The 24,850-nt window shown below is 71.8% G+C and carries 23 protein-coding genes and 1 tRNA gene; 18 read left to right on the top strand and 6 right to left on the bottom strand.

All coding sequences use genetic code 11. The features are described from left to right. The coding region (locus MEICH_RS23415; RefSeq protein ID WP_036218247.1) for an ROK family protein at positions 1-848 on the bottom strand (848 nt) is incomplete at its 3' end. Between the two features lie 105 nt (positions 849-953). Between MEICH_RS23415 and MEICH_RS23410 the strand changes: the two genes are divergently transcribed. The 8 genes from MEICH_RS23410 (at position 954) to deoC (ending at position 8,743) form a co-directional block, all read left to right on the top strand. Further along, positions 954-1,733, top strand: a complete 780-nt coding sequence (locus tag MEICH_RS23410; protein ID WP_051303876.1) for a GntR family transcriptional regulator — start codon at positions 954-956, stop codon at positions 1,731-1,733. Between the two features lie 10 nt (positions 1,734-1,743). Beyond that, the gene (locus MEICH_RS0103360) at positions 1,744-2,526 is read left to right on the top strand and encodes a sugar isomerase domain-containing protein (protein WP_027891441.1); all 783 of its coding nucleotides are present in this window, start codon (positions 1,744-1,746) and stop codon (positions 2,524-2,526) included. A 171-nt stretch (positions 2,527-2,697) separates the two neighbouring features. Beyond that, on the top strand, positions 2,698-3,462 hold the full coding sequence (locus MEICH_RS0103355) for an SDR family NAD(P)-dependent oxidoreductase (RefSeq protein WP_027891440.1): 765 nt from the start codon (positions 2,698-2,700) through the stop codon (positions 3,460-3,462). Next, positions 3,459-4,751, top strand: a complete 1,293-nt coding sequence (locus MEICH_RS0103350) for an FAD-dependent oxidoreductase (RefSeq protein ID WP_051303875.1) — start codon at positions 3,459-3,461, stop codon at positions 4,749-4,751. The genes MEICH_RS0103355 and MEICH_RS0103350 overlap by 4 nt, the downstream gene beginning before the upstream one ends. Then, positions 4,748-5,695 (top strand): phosphotriesterase family protein, encoded by a 948-nt coding sequence (locus MEICH_RS0103345; protein WP_027891438.1) that lies wholly within the window; start codon positions 4,748-4,750, stop codon positions 5,693-5,695. Before MEICH_RS0103350 ends, MEICH_RS0103345 begins: the two co-directional genes overlap by 4 nt. A gap of 21 nt (positions 5,696-5,716) precedes the next feature. Continuing rightward, positions 5,717-6,916 carry a Gfo/Idh/MocA family protein gene (locus MEICH_RS0103340; protein WP_245587609.1) on the top strand — a complete coding sequence of 400 codons (1,200 nt, stop codon included), beginning with the start codon at positions 5,717-5,719 and terminating at the stop codon, positions 6,914-6,916. 151 nt (positions 6,917-7,067) lie between these two features. Further along, a complete protein-coding gene (locus MEICH_RS0103335; RefSeq protein ID WP_027891436.1) occupies positions 7,068-7,982 on the top strand; it encodes a sugar phosphate isomerase/epimerase family protein in 915 nt (304 codons plus the stop codon). A 17-nt stretch (positions 7,983-7,999) separates the two neighbouring features. After that, on the top strand, positions 8,000-8,743 hold the full coding sequence (gene deoC / locus MEICH_RS0103330) for a deoxyribose-phosphate aldolase (protein WP_027891435.1): 744 nt from the start codon (positions 8,000-8,002) through the stop codon (positions 8,741-8,743). A 10-nt stretch (positions 8,744-8,753) separates the two neighbouring features. Here deoC and MEICH_RS0103325 read toward each other — a convergent pair whose 3' ends face one another. Next, entirely contained in the window at positions 8,754-10,037 is a 1,284-nt protein-coding gene (locus MEICH_RS0103325) for an ATP-dependent 6-phosphofructokinase (RefSeq protein WP_027891434.1), read from the bottom strand. 196 nt (positions 10,038-10,233) lie between these two features. Here MEICH_RS0103325 and MEICH_RS26855 point away from each other — a divergent pair, with 196 nt between their 5' ends. Next, positions 10,234-11,946: an ATP-binding protein gene (locus tag MEICH_RS26855; protein ID WP_051303874.1), complete on the top strand. Its 1,713-nt coding sequence runs from the start codon at positions 10,234-10,236 to the stop codon at positions 11,944-11,946. Between the two features lie 119 nt (positions 11,947-12,065). Continuing rightward, positions 12,066-12,443, top strand: coding sequence for a response regulator transcription factor (locus MEICH_RS23400; protein ID WP_084542157.1), 378 nt, complete (start codon positions 12,066-12,068; stop codon positions 12,441-12,443). 67 nt (positions 12,444-12,510) lie between these two features. Here MEICH_RS23400 and MEICH_RS0103310 read toward each other — a convergent pair. Beyond that, a tRNA-Pro gene (locus MEICH_RS0103310) sits at positions 12,511-12,587 on the bottom strand. A gap of 300 nt (positions 12,588-12,887) precedes the next feature. On the opposite strand from MEICH_RS0103310, the gene MEICH_RS0103305 reads away from it, so the two are divergent. Both MEICH_RS0103305 and MEICH_RS0103300 read left to right on the top strand, forming a co-directional pair. Continuing rightward, entirely contained in the window at positions 12,888-14,492 is a 1,605-nt protein-coding gene (locus MEICH_RS0103305; RefSeq protein ID WP_027891433.1) for a DEAD/DEAH box helicase, read from the top strand. A 118-nt stretch (positions 14,493-14,610) separates the two neighbouring features. After that, entirely contained in the window at positions 14,611-15,336 is a 726-nt protein-coding gene (locus MEICH_RS0103300; protein WP_157202592.1) for a hypothetical protein, read from the top strand. Between the two features lie 85 nt (positions 15,337-15,421). Here MEICH_RS0103300 and MEICH_RS28380 read toward each other — a convergent pair whose 3' ends face one another. Further along, the gene (locus tag MEICH_RS28380) at positions 15,422-15,772 is read right to left on the bottom strand and encodes a GNAT family N-acetyltransferase (protein ID WP_027891431.1); all 351 of its coding nucleotides are present in this window, start codon (positions 15,770-15,772) and stop codon (positions 15,422-15,424) included. 18 nt (positions 15,773-15,790) lie between these two features. On the opposite strand from MEICH_RS28380, the gene MEICH_RS27740 reads away from it, so the two are divergent. Continuing rightward, on the top strand, positions 15,791-16,192 hold the full coding sequence (locus MEICH_RS27740; RefSeq protein WP_027891430.1) for a zinc ribbon domain-containing protein: 402 nt from the start codon (positions 15,791-15,793) through the stop codon (positions 16,190-16,192). 22 nt (positions 16,193-16,214) lie between these two features. Here the strand turns inward: MEICH_RS27740 and MEICH_RS0103285 are convergent, their stop codons facing one another. Continuing rightward, positions 16,215-16,520: a hypothetical protein gene (locus MEICH_RS0103285; RefSeq protein WP_027891429.1), complete on the bottom strand. Its 306-nt coding sequence runs from the start codon at positions 16,518-16,520 to the stop codon at positions 16,215-16,217. Positions 16,521-16,597: 77 nt separating this feature from the next. Further along, on the bottom strand, positions 16,598-17,128 hold the full coding sequence (gene dps, locus MEICH_RS0103280) for a DNA starvation/stationary phase protection protein Dps (RefSeq protein ID WP_027891428.1): 531 nt from the start codon (positions 17,126-17,128) through the stop codon (positions 16,598-16,600). Between the two features lie 168 nt (positions 17,129-17,296). Between dps and MEICH_RS0103275 the strand changes: the two genes are divergently transcribed. Genes MEICH_RS0103275 through MEICH_RS0103255 form a run of 5 tightly spaced genes read left to right on the top strand, consistent with a single transcriptional unit; the run spans position 17,297 to position 24,628 of the window. Continuing rightward, positions 17,297-17,875: a carboxymuconolactone decarboxylase family protein gene (locus MEICH_RS0103275; protein WP_157202590.1), complete on the top strand. Its 579-nt coding sequence runs from the start codon at positions 17,297-17,299 to the stop codon at positions 17,873-17,875. A gap of 2 nt (positions 17,876-17,877) precedes the next feature. Next, on the top strand, positions 17,878-21,216 hold the full coding sequence (locus tag MEICH_RS26850; protein WP_051303872.1) for a response regulator: 3,339 nt from the start codon (positions 17,878-17,880) through the stop codon (positions 21,214-21,216). A gap of 6 nt (positions 21,217-21,222) precedes the next feature. Next, positions 21,223-22,644, top strand: a complete 1,422-nt coding sequence (locus MEICH_RS26845) for a sensor histidine kinase (protein ID WP_051303871.1) — start codon at positions 21,223-21,225, stop codon at positions 22,642-22,644. Beyond that, the gene (locus MEICH_RS0103260; RefSeq protein ID WP_027891426.1) at positions 22,628-22,885 is read left to right on the top strand and encodes a hypothetical protein; all 258 of its coding nucleotides are present in this window, start codon (positions 22,628-22,630) and stop codon (positions 22,883-22,885) included. Before MEICH_RS26845 ends, MEICH_RS0103260 begins: the two co-directional genes overlap by 17 nt. Positions 22,886-22,939: 54 nt before the next feature. Next, positions 22,940-24,628, top strand: coding sequence for an FAD-dependent oxidoreductase (locus tag MEICH_RS0103255; RefSeq protein WP_051303870.1), 1,689 nt, complete (start codon positions 22,940-22,942; stop codon positions 24,626-24,628). Positions 24,629-24,850: the final 222 nt, after the last annotated feature.

Genomic DNA, 24,850 nt, shown 5'->3' with positions numbered 1-24,850 from the left:
ATGGGGCCGAAGAGCACCTCGCCCGCCTTCGCCAGCCCGCCGCCGACCACCACGCGCTCGAGGCCCAGCACGCCCAGCACGTTGCTGATCCCCACGCCCAGCACCTCGCCCGCCCGCGCCCAGATCTCCACGCACTCCTCCTCGCCGCGCCCGGCGGCCTCGGCCACGGCCTTGGGGGTCAACCTCTCCAGCGAGTTCCCCACGATCTCGCGCAGGATGGGGGCGCGCCCGCCGCGCAGGGGCCGGGCCGCCGCCGCCACGACGGCGGGCCCCGAGGCGTACACCTCGACGCAGCCCGCCCCGCCGCAGCCGCAGGAGGGCCCGTGGGGGTCGTAGACCTGGTGCCCGAACTCGCCCGCCGTGCCGTAGGCGCCCAGGTAGAGCTGGCCGTTCAGGACGGTGCCCCCGCCCACCCCGGTGCCCAGCGTGACGCCCAGCAGGTTGCCCACGCCCCGGCCCGCGCCCAGGCGCGACTCGGCGAAGGTGAAGGCCCGGGCGTCGTTGATGAGCCAGACGGGGAGGCCGGTGCGGGCGGCCAGCTCGGCGGCCAGGGGGTAGCCCGCCCAGCCGGCGGCGAAGTTGGGCGGCAGCAGCACCTTCCCGGCCCAGGGGTCGATCACGGCCGGGACGCCCACCCCCACCCCCGCCACGGCGTGGGCGGCGGACCGGGCCTGCCGCGCCGCCGCCTCGATGGCCCGGGCCAGGTCGGCCACCACCTCGGCGGGGGGGCGGTAGGAGCGGGTCTCGAGCTCCGCCCGGTCGTGCAGGGCGCCCGCCGGGTCGAGCCAGCCCACGCTGTACGTGGTCCCGCCCAGGTCTACCCCGATTGATGCCGTCGCCGTCGTCATGATTGGCCCGTCCGAGAATTTGCTTTTGCCTTGCTGTGTGTAATATAAAGGTACGGACCACCGGATGTCTAGTCCACCTATCCTGTTCCGGCAAAGAGGGCCCGCATGAACCTGCCCGAAGCGCTCCTCCACCTCAACCCCCAGGCTCCCATCCCGCTGTACCTGCAGCTCAAGGAGGCGATGCTGCAGGTCCTGCACAGCGGGGCGTGGCCCGAAGGAAAGCCGCTTCCCAGCGAGCGCGAGCTCTCGGAAGGGCTTTCCATCTCGCGGGCCACGGTGCGGCAGGCCATCCACGAGCTCGAGCTCGAGGGCTGGCTCGAGCGCAAGCAGGGGCGGGGCACCTTCCCCCGGCCCGCCAAGGTCGAGCAGCCCCTCGCCCGCGTCACCGGCTTCTCCGAGAACATGCGCCTGGCGGGGATCGAGCCCTCCACCCGCCTCCTCTCCGCCCGCCTCGAGCCCGCCCCCGCCCACCTGCTCAAGGCCATGCGGCTGCGGCCCGGCGCGGTGGTGGCGGTCGTCACCCGGCTGCGCCTGGCCGACGGCGAGCCCTTGATGCTCGAGCGGGCCCACCTCAACTACGCCCTCACCCCGGGGCTCCTGGAGCACGACCTCTCCGGCTCGCTCTACGACCTGCTCACCCACACCTACCGCCTGCGCTTCGCCCGGGGCGAGGAGACCATCCAGGCCGTCAAGGCCGAGCCCTGGCTGGCCAAGGCCCTAGGCATCCCCAGGGGCGCGGTGGTGCTCTTCACCCAGCGCACCGTCACCACCGACACCGGGGCGGTGCTCGAGCACACCGAGCGCTACGGCCGCGCCGACCGGTGCAGCTTCCGGGTCAGCCTCGAGGGCGACAACACCCAGATCACCCTCCGGGAGAGCAGCTAGAGGAGCCCCCATGAACCCACTCCAACCCGCCTTCGACTACCTGGACGGCTGCGAGCGCATCCTGGCGCGGGTGCGCCAGACCCAGATGGGGCGCATCGCCCAGGCCGCGGCCTGGTGCGCCGAGGCCATCGCCCGGCGCGGGCTGGTGCACCTCTTCGGCAACGGCCACTCGCGCATGGCGGTGGAGGAGATGTGGCCGCGCTACGGCTCCTTCCCCGGCTTCCACCCCATCGTCGAGCTCTCCATGACCCACCACACCCAGGTGGTGGGGGCCAACGGCCAGCGCCAGGCCATGTGGATCGAGCGGCAGGAGGGGTTGGGCGAGGTGATCCTGCGCAACTTCGTCTTCCGCGAGCACGACGTGATGATGGTCTTCTCCACCAGCGGCAACAACGGGGTGGTGGTGGACGTGGCCTTGGGCGCTAAGCGCCGCGGGATGCGGGTGGTCGCGGTGATCGCCGAGGAGTACGCCCGCCTGCTCCCGCCGGGGCACTCCAGCGGCCAGCGCCTGCACGAGATCGCCGACCTGGTCATCGACAACTGCGCCGTCCCCGGCGACGCGATGGTGGAGGTGCCCGGCGTGGACGTGCCGGTGGGGCCGGGCAGCACCATCGGCAACACCGCGGTGGTCAACTGCCTGAAGGTGCTGGTGGCCGCCGAGCTCGCGCGGCGCGGCCAGCCGCCCTTGGTGCTGGCCGGGGCCTGGAAGATGGGGCCCGAAGCCAGCGCCCGGCGCTTCGAGGACGCCTACGACGAGCACCGCGACCGGGTGAAGGTGGTGTATGGGGGGTAGACGGACGCCCAACGCCGGACGCCCAGCGCCAGGGAGCCAGAGGCGAGGGGGGAAAAGGTTCAGAGGAGAAAAGGGAAAAAGCAACGCCCGCGGTCTGTGCTTTTCGCCCTTTCACCTTTTCGCCTTTTCACCTCACCCCTCGCTTCCCGCCATCCCCCTCGAGGCCCGCCCATGACCTCCCTCACCGGCAAAAGTGCGCTCGTCACCGGGGCCTCCGGCATCGCCGCGGCGACCGCGCGGCACCTGGCGGGGCTGGGGGCCGGGGTGATGGTGCTGGACAAGTCGGGGGAGAACCTCTCGAGGCTCGAGTCCGAGCTGCCGGGGGTGGCCTGCTTCGAGGCGGACCTGCTCGAGCCCTCCGCCCCGGACGCGGCGGTGGCGGCGGTGCTGGGGCGCTTCGGGCGGCTCGACGTCCTGGTCAACGCGGCCGGCATCTCCGGGCGGCGCTTCGGCGACGGGCCGGTGCACGAGGCTACCGACGCGGGCTGGGACATCGTGATGGACACCAACGCCCGCAGCACCTTCCGCATGTGCCGCGCGGCGCTGGGGCCGATGCTGGAGCAGGGCTCGGGGGCCATCGTCAACGTCGCCAGCGTGCTGGCCTACGCCCCGGCGCGCGAGTTCTTCGCCACCCACGCCTACGCCGCCTGCAACGGCGCCCGCATCGCCCTCACCAAGGCCATGGCCGCCTACTACGCGCCCCACGGCATCCGGGTCAACGCGGTGGCCCCCGGCCTGATCGCCACGCCGATGAGCGCGCGGGCCCAGGGCGACCCGGCCATCTTGGGGTACGTCCGGGTGCGCCAGCCCCTCACCGGGAAGCTGGGCACGCCGGAGGACGTGGCCCAGGCCATCGGCTACCTGGCCTCCGACGCGGCGCGCTTCGTGACGGGGGTGGTGCTCGAGGTCTCGGGCGGGTGGAGCGTGGCGGGGTGAGGGCCTTCGCCTACTCGGCTTCCGTCCCGGTGCTCGCGGAGTGCGACGTGCTGGTGGTGGGCGGCGGCTCGGCGGGGTGCAGCGCGGCGGTCGCGGCGGCGCGGCAGGGCGCGCGGGTGGTGCTCCTGGAGCGCTACGGCTTCCTGGGCGGCACCGGGGCCGCGGTGCTCGACACCTTCTACGGCTTCTACACCCCCGGCCTCGTGGAGAAGAAGGTGGTGGGCGGCATCCCCGACGAGGTGGTGGGGGGGCTGAAGCGCCGGGGCGTGCTGCTCAAGCGGCCCAACACCTACGGCGCCGGGGCGGGCCTGACCTACGACCCCGAGACGCTGAAGGTGGTCTGGGACGAGCTGGTGAGCGCGGCGGGGGTGCGGGTGCTGCTGCACGCCTACTTCGCCGACGTGATCCAGGACGGCCCCCGGGTGAGGGGGGCCGTCGTCGGCACCAAGCGGGGCCTGCGGGCCGTCGCCGCCCGGGCCGTCGTGGACGCCTCGGGCGACGCCGACGTGGTGGCGCGGGCCGGGGGGCCCTTCGAGGACGCCGGGGCGCTGGGCATCGCGCAGTCGCTCACCACCACCTTCAAGGTCATCAACGTGGACGTGGCGCGGGCCAAGAGCTTCCCCAAGAAGGAGCTCTGGGCCTTGATGGAGGCCGCGGCCTCCGAGGGCTACCGCCTGCCGCGCAAGGAGGGCAGCGCCCACGTCACCCCCTTCCAGGGCGTGATGGTCACCAACATGACCCGCGTGGCCGGGGTGGACGCCACCGACCCCGACGCGCTCTCGAGCGCCGAGATGGAGGGCCGCGGCCAGGCTTTGGAGTACCTGCGCTTCCTGCGCGACAAGGTGCCCGGCTACGAGCGGGCCGAACTGGGCGGCCTCTCGGTCCACATCGGCGTGCGCGAGACCCGGCGCATCCGGGGCGAGTACTGGATCACCCGCGAGGACGTGCTCTCGGCCCGCAAGTTCCCCGACGCCGTCGCCCAGTGCGGCGCCCCCATCGAGGAGCACCACGCCGGGGGCGACACCCGCTGGGAATACCTGCCCGACGGCGAGACCGTGGACATCCCCTACCGGGCTTTGCTGCCGCAGGGGCTGGGGAACGTCGTCGTCGCGGGGCGCTGCCTGTCGGCCTCGCACGAGGCCCACGCCAGCATCCGCTCCATCGGGCAGTGCCTGGCGATGGGGCAGGCCGCGGGGTTGGCGGCGGCTTTGTCGAAGGGCGGCGACCTGCGCGGCGTGGACGTGGGGGAGCTGCGCTCGAGGCTTCTGGAGATGGGGGCGGTGCTGTGATCGTCCGTACCGTGCTGGGCGACGTCGAGCCCGCCGAACTGGGCCTCACGCTGGGCCACGACCACCTGCTGGCCTACCCCCCGCCCGACGTGGAGGACCCCGACCTGCGCCTCGACGACCCCCAGGCGGCCCTGCGCGAGCTCGAGCGCTTCAAGGCGGCGGGCGGCGGCGCGGTCGTCGAGATGACCACCGTGGACTACGGGCGCGACGCGGGGGCGCTGGCGGCGGTCTCGAGGGCCGCCGGGGTCCACGTGGTCGCGGCCACGGGCTTCAACAAGGGGAAGTTCGCCGACCGGCTCACCGCTGGCCGCAGCGCTGGGGAGATCGCGGCCTGGATGGTGGCGGAGGTGCGCGAGGGCGTGCGGCGCTTCGCGCCCGAGCAGCCCCACGCGGAGGGGCCGGGGCCGCGGGCGGGCCTGATCAAGGCCAGCAGCAGCCTGGACGGGGCCGGCCCCCACGAGCGCAAGGTCTTCGCGGCGGCTGTCGAGGCCCACCGCGCCACCGGGGCCCCCATCTCCACCCACACCGAGAAGGGCACCTGGGCGCTGGAGCAGGCCGCGCTCTTCCTCGAGGGCGGCGTGGACCCCCAGAAGGTGCTCATCGGCCACCTGGACCTCAAGCCCGACCTGCCCTACCTGCTGGAGGTCGCGGCCAGCGGGGTCAACCTGGGCCTCGACCAGTTCGGCAAGGAGAAGTACCTCCCCGACGCCGTGCGGGTCGAGCTGGTGCTGGGGCTGGTGGAGGCGGGCCACGCTCGGCAGATCCTCCTCGGCGGCGACATGGCCCGCCGCTCCTACTTCCACAGCTACGGCGGGGGGCCCGGCCTCGAGCACCTCCCCCGCACCGTGGCCCCCATGCTGCTGGGGGCGGGGCTCTCCCCGGGGCAGCTCGACGACCTTTTGCGCCACAACCCCCGGCGGTGGCTGGCGTTCGACCCCTCGTGAAGGACGGAATTCGGAGGCGATATGGCGATGAAAGTTGGCGTTGTCGGCACGGGGTTCATCGGCCCGGTCCACGTGGAGGCCCTCAGGCGCATCGGGGTGGAGGTCAAGGGGGTGCTGGGCTCGAGCGCCCAGAAGTCGCAGGCGGCGGCCCAGCGGATGGGCCTGGAGCGGGGGTACTCGAGCTACCCCGAGCTGCTGGCCGACCCCGAGGTGGGCGTGGTGCACCTCACCAGCCCCAACCGCTTCCACCGCGAGCAGGTCCTGCAGGCCCTGGAAGCGGGCAAGCACGTGGTCTGCGAGAAACCTCTGGGCATGACCACCCGTGAGACCCGGGAGCTCGTCGCCGCCGCGAGGAAGCACCCCGGGCTGGTCACGGCGGTCAACTACAACATCCGCTTCTACCCGCTGTGCCTGCAAGCGCGCGCCATGGTGCGCTCGGGCGAGGTGGGCGAGGTCTTCCACGTCAAGGGCAGCTACGTGCAGGACTGGCTTTTGTACCCCACCGACTTCAACTGGCGGGTGCTGGCCTCCGAGGGCGGCGCGCTGCGGGCCGTCGGCGACATCGGAACCCACTGGCTCGACCTGGTGAGCTTCATCACCGGCCTCGAGGTCGAGGAAGTGATGGCCGACCTCAAGACCGTCCACCCGGTGCGCCAGGCCCCGCCCCAGGGCTCGGTGGAGACCTTCAGCTCCAAGGGCGATCAGCCCTCCGCGACGGCGGATACTGGCGGTAAAAAAGGAGCTAAAAAGAAACTCAGCACCACGCCGGTACACATCGACACCGAGGACTACGCCAGCGTGCTGCTGCGCTTCGGGGGCGGAGCCAGGGGAGTGCTCACCGTCTCGCAGGTCACGGCGGGGCGCAAGAACCGGCTCGAGTGGGAGATCGCCGGGAGCAAGCGGGCCGTCGCCTGGAACGGCGAGCGCCCGGAAGAGCTTTGGGTCGGCGAACGCGGCGAGGCCAACCGGATCCTGATGCGCGACCCCGGCCTGCTCGACCGCGCCGCCAGCGCCTACACCAGCTATCCGGGCGGCCACGCCGAGGGCTTCCCCGACACCTTCAAGCAGCTCTACCGCGCCGTCTACGCCGACATCGCCGCCGGAAAGCCCTCCGAGAACCCGCTCTACGCCACCTTCGAGGACGGGCACAAGGAGCTCGCGCTGTGCGAGGCGATCCTCGAGAGCAGCCGCAAGGGCAAGTGGGTGAAGGTGAAGTATTGATGGAGAAGCCGTTAGCCGTCAGCGACAACGACCGGCTCGAGCCGGTGGCTGTGCGCTTCACAGCCGGCTCGTAGAGGTCAAGCAGATGCTCCACGGTTTTATCCGAAGGCTGAAGGCTGACGGCTGACAGCCCTCCGAAGGAGGTAAAGGAATGGAACTTGGCTTCGTAAGCGCGATTCTCCCCGACCTCAGCCTCGAGGAAGTCCTGAAGTTCGCCGCCGAGCAGGGCTTCGACACCGTGGAGGTGATGTGCTGGCCCAAGGGCAAGGCCGAGCGGCGCTACGCGGGGGTCACCCACATCGACGTGAACGAACTCGACGACGCGGAGGCGGGGCGGATCCGGGGCCTGACCCAGAAGTACGGCGTCTCGATCTCGGGGCTGGGCTACTACCCCAACCCCCTGGTGGCCGACGAGCAGGAGGCAGGCGTCTACATCGAGCACATCAAGAAGGTCATCAGCGCCGCGGCGAGGCTGGGCATCGGGCGCATGAACACCTTCGTCGGGCGCGACCCCGCCCGCTCCCTGGCCGACAACTGGGCCCTCTTCGACGAGCGCTGGCCCGGGATCATCGAGCACGCCGAGCACGAGGGGGTGAGGGTGGGCATCGAGAACTGCCCCATGTACTTCACGACCGACGAGTGGCCCGGCGGCAAGAACCTGGCGGTGAGCCCGGCCATCTGGCGCGAGATGTTCAGCCGCATCCCCTCCGACCACTTCGGCCTCAACTACGACCCCAGCCACCTGGTCTGGCAGATGATGGACCCGGCCTGGCCGATCCTGGAGTTCAAGGACAAGCTCTTCCACGTCCACGCCAAGGACGTGCGCCTCGAGCGCGACAAGCTGCGGGAGGTGGGGACCCTGGCGACGCCGCTGGAGTACCACACCCCCAAGCTGCCGGGGCTGGGCGACGTGAACTGGACCCAGTTCTTCTCCAACCTCACCGAGGCCCGCTACTCGGGGCCGGTGTGCATCGAGGTCGAGGACCGCGCCTACGAGGGCTCGCTCGACGACCGCAAGCGCTCGATCGTCCAGGCCGGGCGCTTCCTGCGCAATTTCGTGATCTGAACCCCAAGGAGCCTTAAATGCAAGAGATGACCGTAGAAACCCTCAGCTATGCCCAGGTAGCCAGGATGATCGACCACTCGCTGCTGCGCCCCGAGCTCACCCCCGCCGAGGTCGTGGCCGGCTGCGAGCTCGCGGCGAGGTACGAGGTGGCCTCGGTGTGTGTGAAGCCGTGCGACGTGGAGCTGGCGGCGAAGGTGCTAGAGGGCTCGAGCGTGCTCGTGGGCACCGTGGTGGGCTTCCCCCACGGCAGCCACGCCACCGCCACCAAGGTCTTCGAGGCCCGGCTGGCGATGGAGCAGGGCGCCGCCGAGCTCGACATGGTGCTCAACATCGGGCGCTTGCGCGGCGGCGAGGCCGAGTACGTGCTAGAGGACATCCGCGCGGTGGTGGAGGCGGCCAGGGCGGGCGGGGCGCTGGTCAAGGTGATCCTCGAGAACGCCTACCTCACCGACGAGCAGAAGGTGCTGGGCTCGAGGCTCACCGAAGAGGCCGGGGCCGACTTCGTCAAGACCTCCACCGGCTTCGCCCCCAGCGGCGCGACCCTCGAAGACCTCAGGCTGATGCGCTCGTCGGTCTCCCCCCACGTGCAGGTCAAGGCGGCGGGCGGGGTGCGCACCCTGGACGCGCTGCTCGAGGTCATGAACCTGGGCGTGACCCGGGTGGGGGCCACCGCGACGCAGGCCATCCTCGAGGACTTCAAGGCCCGCAAGGCCGGGACCGCCCAGGCCGCCGAGAAGACCGGCTTGCAGAGCGGGTACTGAGGGGCGGGGCCTACATCACCGAGGGCTGCCCGGTCGAGGCCAGCACCCGCTGCCACAGCTCGCTCGAGGGGTCCATCTGGCGGCGCTGGCCGGTGACGAGCTCGAGCGGCACGTGGGTGAAGTGCTGGTTCCAGTAACCCACCATCAGGTTGGTGCGCCCGCTCATCCCCGCATGCACCGCGTGCTGGCCCAGCGCCAGGCAGTACTCGGAGTCGAGGGCGTTGGCGGGAAGGCTGCGGATGGTGTAGCTGGGGTCGATGTACTTGACGGTGGCCTCGAGCCCCAGCGCGTCGAAGTGGCGCTCGATGGTGCCGCGCAGGAAGGCCCCCACGTCCTTGAGCTTGAGGTTGCCCGAGGCGTCGCGGGCCACCTCGCCGTCTATCCAGTCCTGGCCCGCGCCCTCGGCCAGGGCGATCACCGCGTGGTGGCGCTGCCGCAACCGCTCCTCGAGCGCCCCCAGGAAGCCCTGAAGGCTCACCGGCACCTCCGGCACCAGGCAGAAGTTCACGTCGCTGTTGGCCAGGGTGGCGTGGGCGGTGATGAAGCCGCTGTGGCGGCCCATCAGCTTGACCAGCCCGATGCCGTTGAAGGCCCCCTTGGCCTCGACGTGGGCGGCCACCAGCGCCCGCGTGGCCTCCTCGACCGCCGTGGCGAAGCCGAAGCTGCGCTCGACCCAGTGCAGGTCGTTGTCGATGGTCTTGGGGATGCCCACCACGCTGATGGGCAGGCCGCGCCGCAGGATCTCCTTGGCCAGCGCCGTCGCGCCCCGCAGGGTGCCGTCGCCCCCCACGGTGAAGAGGACGCGCACGTTGAGCTCGAGCAGGGTCTGGAGCATGTCGTCCAGCTCTTGCGGGCCGCGCGAGGAGCCCAGCAGGGTGCCGCCCTGCTCGTGGATGGGCTCCACCACCGCCGGGGTGAGGGGGAGGGGCTTGATCCCCTGGCTCGCCGCCAGCCCGGCGTAGCCGTAGCGGAAGCCGTAGATGCGCTCGACGCCGTAGCTGTAGTACAGCGTCAGCACCACCGCGCGGATCACGTCGTTGAGCCCGGGGCACAGCCCCCCGCAGGTCACGATGCCGCAGGCGATGCCCTTGGGGTCGAAGAAGATGCGCTCGCGGGGGCCGGCCTGCTCGAAGCTCGGGGGGAGCTGGCCCCGCTGGAGGTAGGGCTCGACCTCCGGGAGGGTCGAGCCCAGCAGCACCCGCGCCCCCTCGGGGATGAACTGGTCCCGGCGGCCCAGCAGGGGGCTGGGGTGGGTGGCCTCGCCCAGCCGGAGGACCTGGGTGTTCTCGTCCATAGCTAAGGGCACTCTAACCCACGCCCCCGCGCGGCGGCAGGGACAAAGGGGCCGGCCGGGGCCCCTCGCTCCCTGCACGGGCTCTGCCCTCCTCGTCGCATCAGCCATGCGTCACCCCTGAAAGCCTCAGGACGCGCTCAGACCAGCCACAACCGGCTCGGCTGTACTGGAGGCTGAGCCGGAGGGCTCGAGCGGTATGGACGTACGGCGAGACCAAGCGATCCCCTCCGTCGCGGAGGCCATCCTGAAGGCGCTGCCCCTTCCCGCCCTCCTGCTGGGCGAGAGGGGCGAGGTGCTGGGGGCCAACCGCCTGTGGCAGATGGGGGGACCGGCCAAGGCCCCGGAGCCGGGGGTGCTCGAGCCCGCCGTGCGCCGGGCGCTGCAACAGGGCGAGCCGGTGCTGCTGGAGCAGCCCCGCGTGCAGATCACCCCCCTCGAGGCCCCCGGCCTGGCGGTCGCCGTCTTCGCGGAAGCGCCCCAGCCCCCGGCCTGGCCCGGCGAGCGCTACGCCCGGGCCGAGCAGGCCGCCGGGGCCTTCGCCTACGCCTGGGAGCTGTGCGAGGGCCGCCTGCACTACAGCCCCAACCTGGCGCAGGTCACCGGCTACGCCCCCGAGGAGTTGCCGCCCGGCCCGGAGGGCTGGTACGCCCTGATCCACCCCGACGACCTGGGGCCCGTGCGCAAGCGGCTGGAGGCGCGCGGGCCCTTTGCCTTGGAGTACCGCCTGCGCCACAAGGACGGCCGCTACCGCTGGCTGCTCGACCGCGGGGAGGTGCGGCGGGGGGCGGAGGGGCCGGCGCTGGGGGTGGTGGGGTACTGCCTGGACGTCAGCGCCGCCAAGGAGGCCCAGCAGTTCCTCGAGCGCACCCGCCGCCAGGTGATCCAGGTGCTCGACAGCGTGGGCGACGCCTTCTTCGTGCTCGACACCGCCTGGCGCTTCACCTACCTCAACCGCGCCGCCGAGCGCCTGCTGGGGCGCAAGTGCCCCCAGCTCATCGGCAAGAACCTGTGGGAGGAGTTCCCCCACCTGCGGCAGACCGCCATCTACCAGAACTTCCTCTGGGCCCGCGACTCGGGCGGCAGCGTGGCCTTCGAGGCGCTGTACATGCCGCTGCGCCGCTGGTTCGAGGTGCGGGCCTACCCCGACCCCCAGGGCCTGGCCGCCTACTTCCACGACATCCACGACCGCAAGGAGGCCGAGGAGGCCCTGCGCATCAGCGAGGAGCGCTACCGCGAGCTCTCGGAGAGCCAGAAGCGCTTCGTCAACGACGCCGCCCACGAGCTGCGCGCCCCCCTCACCGCCATCCAGGGCAACCTCGACCTGCTGGTGGAGTTCCCGCAGATGCCCGAGCAGGACCGGGCCGAGGCCCTGCGCGAGACGCACCGCGAGGCCCGGCGGCTGGCGCGGCTGGTCAACGACATGCTCGCCCTGGCGCGGGGCGACGCGGGCCGCACCGTGCACAAGCGCTGGGTGCGCCTGGAGGAGGTGGTGGCCTCGGCGTGGGCCAAGGCCCGCAGCCTGGCGAAGGGCCACCGCCTCGAGCTCGCCCCCGTCCCGCCGCTGGAGATCCACGCCGACCCCGACCGCCTCGAGCAGCTCCTGCTCATCCTCCTGGACAACGCCCTCAAGTACACCCCCCCGCCGGGGCGGGTGCGGCTGGAGGTGGAAGCCGGGCAGGAGGTGCGCGTCCGGGTGGCCGACGAGGGCATCGGCATCGCCCCCGAGGACCTGCCCCACGTCTTCGAGCGCTTCTGGCGCGCCGACCCCGCGCGCAGCCGCGACGCGGACGGCACCGGGCTGGGGCTGTCCATCGCCCGCTGGATCGTGGAGCAGCACGGCGGGAGGGTCTGGCTCGAGAGCGAGCTGGGCCGGGGCACCACGGTGACGGTCCACCTGCCCGTCGCCTGAGCGTCGTGGGCGACGGGCGGCTCGCGAGCCGCCCAGCTTTTGTGAGGCAGGCTCGAGTCGGCCGCCGCGCCCTGGTTTAGGCTTTGGGCGTAGTTTCGCCAATTTGAATTCGGGGGTACATGCAGAGAATCCTTGTCATCGACGACGACCCTGCCGTTTGCTCATTCCTGAGGCGAGGCTTGAGTTACCAGGGCTTTGAGGTGGCCACGGCGGGATCAGGCCCCGAGGGCCTGCGCGAGTTCGAGCGGTCGCGGCCCGCGCTGGTGATCCTCGACGTGATGATGCCGCAGATGGACGGCCTCGAGGTGCTGCGGGCCATCCGCCAGAAGGACCCCGCCTGCGCCGTGCTGCTCTTCAGCGGCAAGGACTCCGAGGAGAGCGTGCAGGAGGGCCTGGAGGCCGGGGCCAGCGACTACCTCATCAAGCCCGCCTCCTTCCACGAGATCGTCGGGCGGGTGCGGCGGCTGCTCAGCGGGGTGGGGCAGGGCCACCCCTGAGCCCGGGCTCAGGAGCTGCCCATGGGGTGAAAAAAACAGGACGGGGCTTTGGGCCTCCGTCCTGCTCTGGTCGGGGTGGCGAGATTTGAACTCACGACCACACGCACCCCAAGCGTGTGCGCTACCAGGCTGCGCTACACCCCGTTTTGCTCTTTACGCGGCAGCCCTGCGCTTGCCGCGCGCTCCATAGTTTAGCGACAAGGCCCCGAGTCGTCAACCTGCGGGACGGCGCAGGGGGAGGGCGGGCTCGAGCACGCCCTTTGGCAGGTAGGTCCTTGACCTATTGGCCTTTTGCCGCCATACTGCATAGGTTGGCTCCGAGGAGTGGGGTGCGAAGGCACCCGCCCCGTACAGCCAGAAGCTCGTTTAGCTGCATTGCCCCTCGACGGTTGTTTTGACTTTCCGGGTGTGTGCGGTAGCGAGCTCGGAAAGGATCAAAGATCGATGGAGTTTTCTGCTTTCCCCCTCAAGGCTGAGGTGCTTGCCGCGCTGCAAGCCAAAGGTTTTTCCACCCCGACCCCCATCCAGGCCGCCGCGCTGCCGCTGGCGCTGGAGGGGCGCGACATCCTGGGCCAGGCCCGCACCGGCACCGGCAAGACGCTGGCCTTCGCCCTGCCCATCGCCAACCGCCTCGAGCCCGCCCGCGAGCGGGGCCGGGCCCCCAGGGCCTTCGTGCTGGCCCCCACCCGCGAGCTCGCGCTGCAGGTGGCGAAGGAGCTGGAGTGGATCGCCCGCGACCTGGCGGTCGTGACGGTCTACGGCGGCACCGGCTACGGCAAGCAGGCCGAGGCCCTCAAGCGCGGCTGCGACGTGGTCGTGGCCACGCCGGGCCGGGCCATCGACTACCTCGAGCAGGGCATCCTCGACCTCTCCAAGGTCCAGATCGCCGTGCTCGACGAGGCCGACGAGATGCTCTCCATGGGCTTCGAGGAGGACGTCGAGAAGCTGCTGCAGCACACCCCCGACGAGCGCCAGACCTTGCTCTTTTCGGCCACCGTGCCCGCCTGGGCCAAGCGCCTGGCCGACCGCTACCTCAAGAACTTCGTCCACGTCAACGTGATCAAGGACGAGCGGGTGAGCTACGAGGAGCTCGCGCTGCAGGCCCCCCTGCAGACCCGCCTCGCCACCCTCTCCGACCTGCTCTACGCCTACGCCCCCGAGCGCTCGATCGTCTTCACCCGCACCAAGGCCGAGGCCGACGAGGTGGCGCTGGGCCTGCAGGCCAGGGCCCTCCCCGCCGCCGCCATCCACGGCGACATGAGCCAGCGCGAGCGCGAGCTGGTGATGGGCCGCTTCCGCAGCGGCCAGGACGCCGTGCTCGTGGCTACCGACGTGGCCGCCCGCGGCCTGGACATCCCCGAGGTGGACCTGGTGGTGCACTACCGCCTCCCCGAGCAGGCCGAGTCCTACCAGCACCGCTCCGGCCGCACCGGCCGCGCGGGGCGCTCGGGCCGGGTCATCATCCTCTACGGGCCGCGCGAGCGCCGCGACCTCGAGCAGCTCGAGCGCGAGGTGAGCCGCAAGTTCCGCCGCATCAACCCCCCCACCCCCGAGGAGGTGATGGAGGCCAAGTGGCGCGGCCTGCTGAACCGCCTCACCAGCCAGCCCGCCGCCGACCGGGCCCTGTGGCGCGAGTACGCCGCCCGCCTGGTGGCGGAGGGCGAGCTCGAGGCGGTGGCCGGGATGCTGGCGCTGCTGCTGGGCGGCGCCCCCGCCTCCAAGAGCCTGATCACCGGGGAGGAGGGCCTGGTCACGGTCAAGCTCACCGGCCCGCGCCTGTCGGTGCCCCGCGTGGTGGCGGTGCTGAAGAAGGCGGGCGCCGGGCGCATCGGGCGCATCCTGCTCACCGACAGCGCCGCCTACCTCGACCTGCCGGGGGAGGAGCTCGAGTCCGTGCAGTCGCATCTCACCGAGTTCCACCTCTCCCGCGCCCACGAGGTCCCGGCCGAGGCCGGCGCGGGCGCGCGCGAGGAGCGTCCGCGCGGCGGGCGCCCCTCCGAGGGCCGCGACCGTCGCCCCTTCGAGCGCCGCCGCCCGGTGGCGCGGTAGTTCGCCGGCCTGATCCCTGGCCCGCACGCCTGTACGGCGTGCGGGTTTTTCCGTGCTCCCGGGCCGGATTGCCCGCCCCTGTTCCCGCGTGCTATGGTCCGGGGCAGGAGACCGAGCCATGAGGATGCTGCTGATCGTGATCGCCGCGGCCGGGTTCGTGCTGACCCCGGGATCGGCCCAGAATTTCTCCCTGGCGCTGCGCTTCGACAGCCGGCCCCTGTTGGAGTCGGGCGAGCTGACCCTGCAGGGCAGCTACCGCCTCGAGCTGCTCCCCGGGCTGGAGGCCGGGCTGCGGGCCTACGCCAGCCTGGGCCTCACGGCGGCCCCCGGCGGGGCGGGGAAGGGGAGAGGCCGGGGCAAGCCCGAGGACGGCGCGAGCCTGCCCGGCTTCGGCCTGAGCCCCTACCTCGAGTACGCCGCCCCCCTGCTCGACGAGACCGGCCTGAGCCTGGGGGGCTACGCCGGGGCCCGGGCCGACCTGAGCCTGGCCCCGCCCGACTACGCCTTCGGCTTCAACCTCGCCCCCTACGCCGGGCTGGACCTGGGCTACGAACTCGCCGACGACTGGGAACTCCTCGCCAACCTGGAGGCGCGGCTGTACCTGCTGCCCGCGGAGGCCTACCTCTCGAGCTACCTCGAGGCCGACTTCTACGGCCTGGACCCGCTCACCCTCTACGCCGGCTACAGCCTCTACCTCGGCGCCGTGCTCGCGGGCGGTTCCTACCTGGGGCACGGGCCCTACCTGGGGGCGTTCTACCCCGTGCTCGAGGGCCTCAGCCTCCAGGGCGAGGCCGGCGGCGACGGGGCCTGGTATGCCTTCGTGCGCCTGCGGGTGCGCCTCTGAGCCGGCCGCTCGCGGATAATTTCGCGAGCCACCCCAGGCTGCTATCCCGAACGCGGCCTCGACGGTCCCCGCACGAGGTCTAGTCTCAGTCCTCGCCGAGGTAGCCCGCCACCTTGTCGGCCGGCACCTGCCAGACCACGTTGGAGACGTAGGGCTTGAAGCCCAGGGCGTGGTTGATCCTGAGCATGGGGCCGTTGGAGTCGGCGTTGCCCGTGCGCACGAAACGGGCCTGGGGCTGGCGCTCCAGGATGCGCTCCAGCATGGCGGCCTTGAGCCAGCGCCCCAGCCCCACGCTCCGGTGCTCCGGCCGCACCCCGGTGGCCCCCTGGTGGATGACCTGCGGCCGGTTGGGGTGGCCGTAGACCTCGGTGTAGCCGACCAGCCGGCCCTGGGGGTCGCGGGCAAAGTAGCTTTTGCCAGGGCCGACTCCCTGCACAAGCTATCCACTGACCTTGTGCGCCGCTTCGATACCATCTGTTTAGAGGATTTGAACGTCAAGGGCATGATGGCGAACGGGAACTTGGCGAGGCACGTCGGGCAGAGTGGGTGGGCCATGTTCGGCTCAATGCTGGAATACAAGGCCGCGTGGAACGGTAAACACCTGCGTACTATTGGGCGGTTCGAGCCGTCCTCTCGCCTGTGCGTGTGTGGCTACTACAACCACGCGCTCACCCTTGCGGATAGGGCGTGGGACTGCCCGGGGTGCGGCAGGCGCCACGACCGGGACGTGCTGGCGGCGGGCAACTTCAAGCGCTTTGCCTATCGCAAACCGAACACAGGGCGGGACACGCCCGGTGAGCTTCGGGAGGTGTCGGCATGGGCCGAGCCTGTGAACGAAGAATCCCACGCGCTTTAGCCGTGGGAGTGTCAACTGGTGTTTACGGGCTTCGCACCGGGCGGCGGCGGTTCAGGATCAGCCACAGCCCCAGGGCCACCAGCAGCAGGGGCAGTAAGAACTTGACCAGGAGGCCCAGCAGCGCGAACAGCCCGCCGATCAGCGAGCCCAGGACGGCGAACGCCAGGCCCAGCACCGCCAGCACCAGCACGACCGGCAGGACGGCGACCCCCGCGATGAGGGCGACCGGCAAGGCCAGCAAAGCCAGCACCAGCCCGATCGCCGGCCCCAGCAGCCCGGTAGCCAGCAACACGCCCAGAACCAGCAGGACCCACCCGAGTGCGTTCATGCCCTCACGGTAGCGGGTGGGCGGTGGGGCCTGGTGAGGGGGCTCACCTTTGGGGACGGGAGGGGGCAGGCGGGGGGTTACTGGTTGTGCGCCTCGACGAACCACACGAACTTGTCGACCTCGCGCGAGATCTCGGTGCACAAGTCGGCGGTATCCTGGTCGCCGAGCTCGCCCGCCTGGTCGATGCCCTCGCGCACCAGCTTGCCGAAGGCGGCGAGGGAGCTCGAGAGCGCTTCGACGTGGTCGCTCCAGCGCAGGATGTCGAGCGGGTAGGCCGGCAGCGCGGAGCGGTCGACGGCGACCTGCACGGTGCCCTCGGCGACGCCCCCGAGCTGCACGACGCGCTCGGCCAGCAGGTCGGCCCAGCCGTCCACCGCCTCGGCCACCCGGTCGAAGAGCTCGTGCAGGCCGATGAAGTTGGGGCCCTTGACGTTCCAGTGGGCCTGCTTAGCCTGCCAGTGCAGGTCGACGGCGCTCGCCAGGTAGGGCGAGAGCAGGTTGACCACCGCGTGGCGCACGTCGGTGGGGAGGTCGTTGCGGGTGGGGTTGAGCCTGGCCTTTACCGCGCTGCCCTTGCCGGAATTGCCCCTCGGTCGCTTGGTCGCCATAGCTGCCTCCTTGCTGACCTTACGGTAGGGCACGAGGGTGAAAGCCGCGTGTAACCCTCGGCGCAATCGTGGCCCGGCAAGAGGCCGGCGGCGGCGGTAAGGCCCTATAATGGTGGGGTTACCACAATTTACCGCGGGCGGGAACCGGCAGGCTGGGGGATTGCGATCATGGTCCATATTCTCAAGAGCGGGCTGGCGTTGGTCGGGGAGGGCGAGGCCACGGGGGAGATGGCGGAGGCGTTCGCCGAGATCAAGCGCGCGCTGCAGATCCCCTTCGTGCCCAATTCGATGCGGGTGCTGGCGAACTCGCCCGCCGTGTTCAAGATCTACTGGGCCTTCTTGCGGGCGAGCCTCGAGCACTCGAGCCTGCCGCAGTCGCTGCAGTCGATCATCCTCTACGCCATCGCCGAGCGGCGCAATTGCGAGTACTGCAGCGCCTGGAACGAGCTCTCCTGCCGCACCCTGGGGATCGACGAGCAGACGCTGGCGGGGGTGGTGGAGGACCTGGGCAACGTCTCGCCCGAGCGGCTGCAGGCCATCCTGCAATTCGCCATCAAGGCCTCCTTGCACCCCAAGGAGCTCTCGGCGGAGGACTACCAGCGCCTGCGCGAGGAGGGCTTGAGCGACGAGGAGATCGTGGAGATCGTCTTCATGGCGGCGGTCGCGGCCATGAACGACACCCTGGCCGACGCCCTCAAGATCGACGTGGACCCCCACGTGGCCCGGATGCTGGCGCATAGCAGGTAGCCATGGCCGACCCCCGCGACGCCCGTCACCTGCAGTCGGCCCGCTACGCCATGCTCTCGGAGGTGGTGCTGGCCATCGCCCAGACCACCGACCTGCCGGGGCTGCTCGAGCGGGTGGTCCGCCAGGTCAAGTGGGTGCTCGACTTCGAGCGCTGCACCCTGGCGCTGGCCGACCCCGACGGCCAGAGCTACCGCCTGCAGACGCTGCTCGAGGCCCGCCGCGCGGTGGCCCCGCTCGAGCTCGAGCGCGTGCCGTGGGGCCAGGACCTGCCCGGCGCGGTCATGCACAGCCGCCAACTGCGCGTCCTCCCCGACCTGCGCGCCGAGCGGGAGCGCTACGCCCCCTGGGCCGACGCCGCTTTGTGGGACGGCTCGCTCGCCAGCGCGCTCTCGCTGCCGCTGGAGGCCTACGGCAAGGTGCTGGGCGCGCTCACCTTCGCCGCCGCCAAGCCGGAGGCTTACGGCGAGGAGGACCGCAAGATCGCCCGCACCGTGGCGACCCACCTGGCCCTGGCCATCGACCACCTCCAGCAGACCGAGCGGCTGAAGAAGGCCAACGAGGAGCTCGCCTGGCTGGCCTCCTTCCCCAGGCTCAACCCGGGGCCGGTGTTCGAGGTCGACCTCTCCGGCGACATCCTCTACCTCAACCCGGCCGCCGAGCGCATCTTCCCCGACTCGCCCCTCGAGCGCGGCCGGCACCCCTTCCTCGCCGACCTGCCCGCCGTCGACGCGGCGCTGGGGGAGAGCGGCCAGACCTCGGCGGTGCGCGAGGTGGCGGTGGGCGAGCGCTGGTACCACCAGATGTTCCGCCGCGTGCCGGGGCACGAGCGGCTGCGCTTTTACGTCGTCGACATCACCGAGCGCCGCCGCGACCAGGAGCGCCTGCAGCGGCAGAACGAGCTGCTGGCGGCCCTGCAGCGCACCGCCTTGGGCCTGATCCGGCGGCTCGACCTCGGCGAGCTGCTGCAGGACATCGTCTCGCAGGCCAGCGAGCTGCTGTGGACGCCCCACGGCTTCGTGACGCTGCTCGAGCCCGGCGGCGGCCACCTCGAGCAGAAGGTGGGCACCGGCGTCTTCGCCGCCACCATCGGCCTGCGCTTCGCCCCGGGGGAGGGGGTTTCGGGGCAGGTGCTGGTGCAGGGGCAGCCCCTGGTGGTGCGCGACTTCGGCGCCTGGGACCACCGCAACCCCAGCTTCGACTACAGCCGCATCCGCTCGGCGGCGGTGGTGCCGCTGCACTCGGGCGAGCAGGTGGTGGGCACGCTGGGCATCGCCTACGGCAGCGACACCGAGCGCGAGATCGCGGGGGAGGACGTCGAGCTCCTCACCCGCTTCGCCGCGCTGGCCTCGCTGGCGCTGGACAACGCCCGGCTCTTCGCCGAGGTGCAGCAGGCCAAGAACGCCGCCCTGGCCGCCAACGAGGCCAAGAGCGCCTTCCTGGCGACCATGAGCCACGAGATCCGCACGCCCATGAACGCCATCATCGGCATGACCGGCCTGCTCCTCGACACCGCGCTCACCCCCGAGCAGCGCGAGTACGCCGAGACCGTGCGCAACTCCGGCGAGTCGCTGCTGACGATCATCAACGACATCCTCGACTTCTCCAAGATCGAGGCCGACCGGCTGGAGCTCGAGCACCAGCCCTTCGACCTGCGCGAGTGCGTGGAGGGGGCGCTCGAGCTGCTGTCGGCCAAGGCCGCCGAGAAGGGCCTCGAACTCGCCTACCTCATCGCCCCGGGCACCCCGGAGGCCATCGTGGGCGACGTGACCCGGCTGCGCCAGATCCTGGTCAACCTGCTGAGCAACGCGGTTAAGTTCACCGAGCAGGGGGAGGTGGTGCTGAGCGTGGGGAGCGCGCCGCTGGAGGGCGGCGGCCACGAGCTGCACTTCGCCGTGCGCGACACCGGCGTGGGCATCCCCCCAGCGCGCATGGACCGGCTGTTCCGCTCCTTCAGCCAGCTCGACGCCTCGACCACCCGGCGCTACGGGGGGACCGGCCTGGGGCTGGCCATCAGCAAGCGCCTGAGCGAGATGATGGGGGGGCGCATGTGGGTGGAGAGCACCGGGGTGCCCGGCGAGGGCTCCACCTTCCACTTCACCGTGCGGGCCGAGGCCGCCCCCCCGGCCGCGCGGGCCTTCTTGCAGGGGGGGCCCCCCGAGCTGCGGGGCCGGCGGGTGCTGATCGTCGACGACAACGCCACCAACCGGCGCATCCTCGAGCAGCAGGCCGAGGCCTGGGGGATGCGCCACCGGGCCACCGCGCGGCCGCTGGAGGCCCTGGCCTGGGTGGCGCAGGGCGAGCCCTTCGACGTCGCCGTCCTGGACATGCAGATGCCGGAAATGGACGGCCTGGCCCTGGCCCGGAAGATCCGCGAGCTGCGCGACGCCGAGGCGCTGCCCCTGGTGATGCTGACCTCGCTGGGGCGCCGGGAGATGGGGGAGGGGGAGGGGCTGTTCCGGGTCTTCCTGACCAAGCCGGTCCGGCCCTCGCAGCTCTTCGACGCGCTGGTGGGCGTGTTCGCCGCGCAGCCCCGGCCCCTGCCCGAGGCCGGTCGGGGCCCCTCGAGCTTCGACCCGCAGATGGGCCGGAGGCTGCCCCTGCGCGTCCTGCTGGTCGAGGACAACGCCACCAACCAGAAGCTGGCCCTGCGGCTGCTGGAGCGCATGGGCTACCGCGCCGACGTGGCGGGCAACGGCCTGGAGGCCCTGCAGGCGCTGGAGCGGCAGCCCTACGACCTGGTGCTCATGGACGTGCAGATGCCGGAGATGGACGGCCTCGAGGCCACCCGGCTGGCCCGGCAGCGCTGGCCGGCCGCCCCCCTCTTCATCGTCGCCATGACCGCCAACGCCATGGAGGGCGACCGGGAGATGTGCCTGGCGGCGGGGATGGACGACTACGTGAGCAAGCCGATCCGGCCCGAAGCCCTCGTGGCCGTGCTGGAGAAGGCGGCGGCCCGCCTGCGTCCCGAGAGCCCCCCGGCCCCCTGGCCCGGGGCGCGGCTGGACCCGGCGGCCCTCGAGGAGCTGCGCGCCCTGGCGGGCGGGGACGGGGCCTTCCTGGCCGAGCTGGCCGAGACCTTCCTGCACGACGCCCCGGCGCTCATCCAGGGCCTCGAGCAGGCCTTGCAGGCCGGCGACGCCGCCGGGGTGCGGATGGCGGCCCACACCCTCAAGTCCAACGGCGCCCAGTTCGGCGCCCACGACCTGGCCGAGCTCTGCAAGGAGCTCGAGGGGCAGGGCAAGGCGGGGTCGCTGGAGGGGGCCGAGGCCCTGCTCGAGCGGGTGCGCGCCGAGTTCGAGCGGGTGCGGCCCGCCCTCGAGGCCCTGCGCGGGGGAGGCTGAGCCCCGGTGGAAGGCGAGCGCGGGCGCATCCTGGTGGTCGACGACAACCGGGTCAACCGCATGACCCTGGCCCGCACCCTCGAGCAGCAGGGGCACGCCGTGGCCCTGGCCGAGGACGGCCGCCAGGCGCTCGAGCGGCTGGGCCAGGAGCCCTTCGACGCGGTGCTGCTCGACATCCTGATGCCCGAGATGGACGGCTACGCGGTGCTGGCGCGGATGAAGGACGACCCCGCGCTGCGGCACGTCCCGGTGATCGTCATCACCGCGCTCGACGAGGTGGACAGCGCGGTGCGCTGCATCGAGATGGGGGCCGAGGACTACCTCCCCAAGCCCTTCAACGCCGTCTTCCTGCGGGCGCGCCTGGAGGCCTCGCTGCGCCGCAAGAAGCTGCGCGACCTCGAGCAGGCCTACCTGCAGCAGGAGCTGATGCTGCGCCAGAGCGAGAAGCTGGCGACGCTGGGCAAGCTCTCCGCGGGCATCGCCCACGAGCTGGGCAACCCGGTCGCCGCCGCGCAGCGCGGGGCCGAGCAGCTCGAGCGGGCCCTGCGAGAGCACCTGGCCGCCTACTTAAAGCTTTGCACCGCCCCGCTCGGCCCCGAGCAGGTCGAGACCCTCCGGCGCCTGGCCGCCGAGCAGGAGGCCTGCCGCGAGCGGGTGGGCGCGCTCGACCCCCTGCGCCGCGGCGACCTCGAGGACGAGCTCGAGCGCTGGCTGGAGGACGCGGGCCTCGAGCAGGCCTGGGAGGCGGCCCCGGTGCTGGTCTCGATGGGCTACGGCCCGGACGCGCTGGCGGGGCTGGCCGAGCGCTTCCCCGGGCATGTTCCGGCCCTGCTGGCCTGGCTCAGCAGCGGCTTCACCGTCTTCAGCGTGCTCGAGGAGATCGGCGAGGGGGCCCGGCGGGTCCACGCCATCGTGCGGGCGCTGAAGGCCTACACCTACATGGACCAGGCCCCGGTGCAGAACGTCGACGTCCACGAGGGCCTGGAGAACACCCTGGTCATGCTGCGCGCGCGGCTGAAGCACGGCGTCACGGTGCGCCGCGACTACGCCCCCGACCTGCCCGCCATCGAGGGCTACGGCGGCGAGCTCAACCAGCTCTGGACCAACCTCATCGACAACGCCGTCCAGGCCATGCGGGGCCAGGGCGAGCTCACCCTCGTCACCCGCCGCGACGGCGACGCGGTGGTGGTGGAGGTCACCGACACCGGCCCCGGCATCCCCCCCGAGATCCGGCCCAGGATCTTCGACCCCTTCTTCACCACCAAGGCCCCCGGCGAGGGGACCGGCCTGGGGCTGAGCATCAGCCACGGCATCGTCACCCAGCGGCACAAGGGGAGCATCACGGTGGAGTCCCGGCCCGGCCGCACCACCTTCCGCGTGCGCCTGCCGCTGCGCCTGGAGAGGAGCCCGGATGAAGCCGCTGGATGAGCTGTTCCGTGAGGCGGGGGAGGCCCACCACCGGGCCTTCGCGCACGCCGGCGGCGACGACCCACAGTGGCCGCGGTGGTACGCCGAGTACCTCCACCCCCGGCTGCAGGCCTACGCGCGCAGGCCGCTGGGCCGGGAGGAGCTGGCCGAGTGGCTGGCGAGGATGGGCCGCGAGGTGCAGGGCCCCGACTGGCCCGAGCAGTACGCGCGGCGCTTTTCCGAGGAGTACGGGAAGGAATAGGCCTTCGAACGCAGGCCGGAAGCAGCTATCGGTGTCGAGTAAAGGAGTCCGGGCATGGTTGAAGAACCCCTGAACCACAAGCGGCCGGCCAAGCCGGTCGTCCTGGCCGTCGACGACGAGCCCGCCGTGCTGGGCGCGGTCGAGCGGGACCTGCGGCGCCGCTACCGCGAGTACCGGGTGATGGGGGCCGGGGGCGGCGCGGAAGCCCTCGAGGCCCTGCGGCGGCTCAAGCAGCGCGGCGTCCCGGTGGCGCTGCTGCTGGCCGACCAGCGCATGCCGCAGATGACGGGGACGGAGTTCTTGGCCCAGGCCCTCGAGCTCTACCCCGACGCCCGCAAGGTGCTGCTCACCGCCTACGCCGACACCGAAGCCGCCATCACCAGCATCAACCGCATCGGCCTCGACTACTACCTCATGAAGCCCTGGGACCCGCCCGAGCAGCACCTCTACCCGGTCCTCGACGACCTGCTCGAGGAGTGGGCCCAGAGCGTCTCGCTCCCCTACGAGGGGATCCGGGTGGTGGGCACGCTGTGGTCGGCGTCGAGCCACCAGGTGCGCGACTTCCTGGCCCGCAACCGCGTCCCCTACCACTGGCTCGACCTCGAGCACGACCCCGAGGCCTTGCGGCTGCTCTCCACGCTGGGCGGGCCCAGCCCGCGGCTGCCGGTGGTCTGGTTCCCCGACGGCAGCAGCCTCGAGGCCCCCGCCCCGCGGGCGCTGGCCGAGAAGATCGGCATGAGGACCCAGGCCAGCCAGCCCTTCTACGACCTCATCATCGTGGGGGGCGGCCCGGCCGGGCTGGGGGCGGCGGTCTACGCCTCCTCGGAGGGCCTGCGCACGCTGGTCGTCGAGAAGGAGGCCCTGGGCGGGCAGGCGGGCACCAGCAGCCGCATCGAGAACTACCTGGGCTTCCCCAAGGGCCTCTCCGGGGTCGAGCTCGCCCGCCGGGCCGAGGCCCAGGCCCGGCGCTTCGGCACCGAGATCCTCACCCCCCGCGAGGTCGGGCGGGTGCGGGCGGAGGACTCCTACCGCGTCCTCGAGCTCGAGGACGGCGGCGAGCTGAGCTGCCGCGCCGTGCTCATCGCCACCGGGGCCACCGCCCAGCGCCTGGAGGCCCCCGGGGTCGAGCGCCTGACCGGGGCCGGGGTCTACTACGGGGCCGCCGTGACCGAGGCGGCGCTCTACCGGGACCGGGAGGTCTTCGTCGTCGGCGGGGCCAACTCGGCCGGCCAGGGCGCAATCTTCCTCGCCGGCTACGCCCGCAGGGTGACGATGCTGGTGCGGGCCGAGGCGCTGGAGCGCGGCATGTCGCAGTACCTCGTGGACCAGATCCGCGCCCAGCCCAACATCGAGGTGTGCACCCGCGCCGTCGTCGCCGGGGTCGAGGGGGAGGAGCACCTCGAGGCCGTCGTGGTGCGCGACCTCGAAAGCGGGTCCAGCCAGACCCTGCCGGCGGCGGCCCTGTTCTTGTTCATCGGCGCGGTCCCCCACACCCGCATGCTCGCCGGCCTGGTGGAGCTCAACGCCGCCGGCTTCGTCCTCACCGGCCCCGAACTGCTGCGCGAGGGCCGGCGCCCCAGGGGCTGGACCCTCAAGCGCGACCCCTTCCTGCTCGAGACCAGCGTCCCCGGCATCTTCGCCGCCGGCGACGTGCGCCAGGGCGCCGTTCGCCGCGTGGCCTCCGCCGTGGGCGAGGGCGGGGTGACCGTGGGCTTGGTGCACCAGTACCTCAAGACGGTGTGAGGGAAGCGGTCAGCGGTCAGCTTTCAGCCGTCAGCAAAGGCCCGTGGCCCGTGGCGTGTGGGAATATCCCCCTAGCCTTGCTAAGGGGGGTGACAAGGCGTCTTGCGTCTCGCGTTTGGCGTACGACGTACGACGTAAGACGTACGACGCCGGACGCGGGTCGTACACCCTGCGTCCGGCGTCTGGCTATCAGCTATCGGCTATTAGCGCTCGGCGTCCCAC

It is taken from the genome of Calidithermus chliarophilus DSM 9957 (assembly GCF_000430045.1).
GTDB lineage: Bacteria > Deinococcota > Deinococci > Deinococcales > Thermaceae > Calidithermus > Calidithermus chliarophilus.
This window is presented reverse-complemented; position numbering and strand designations above follow the sequence as displayed.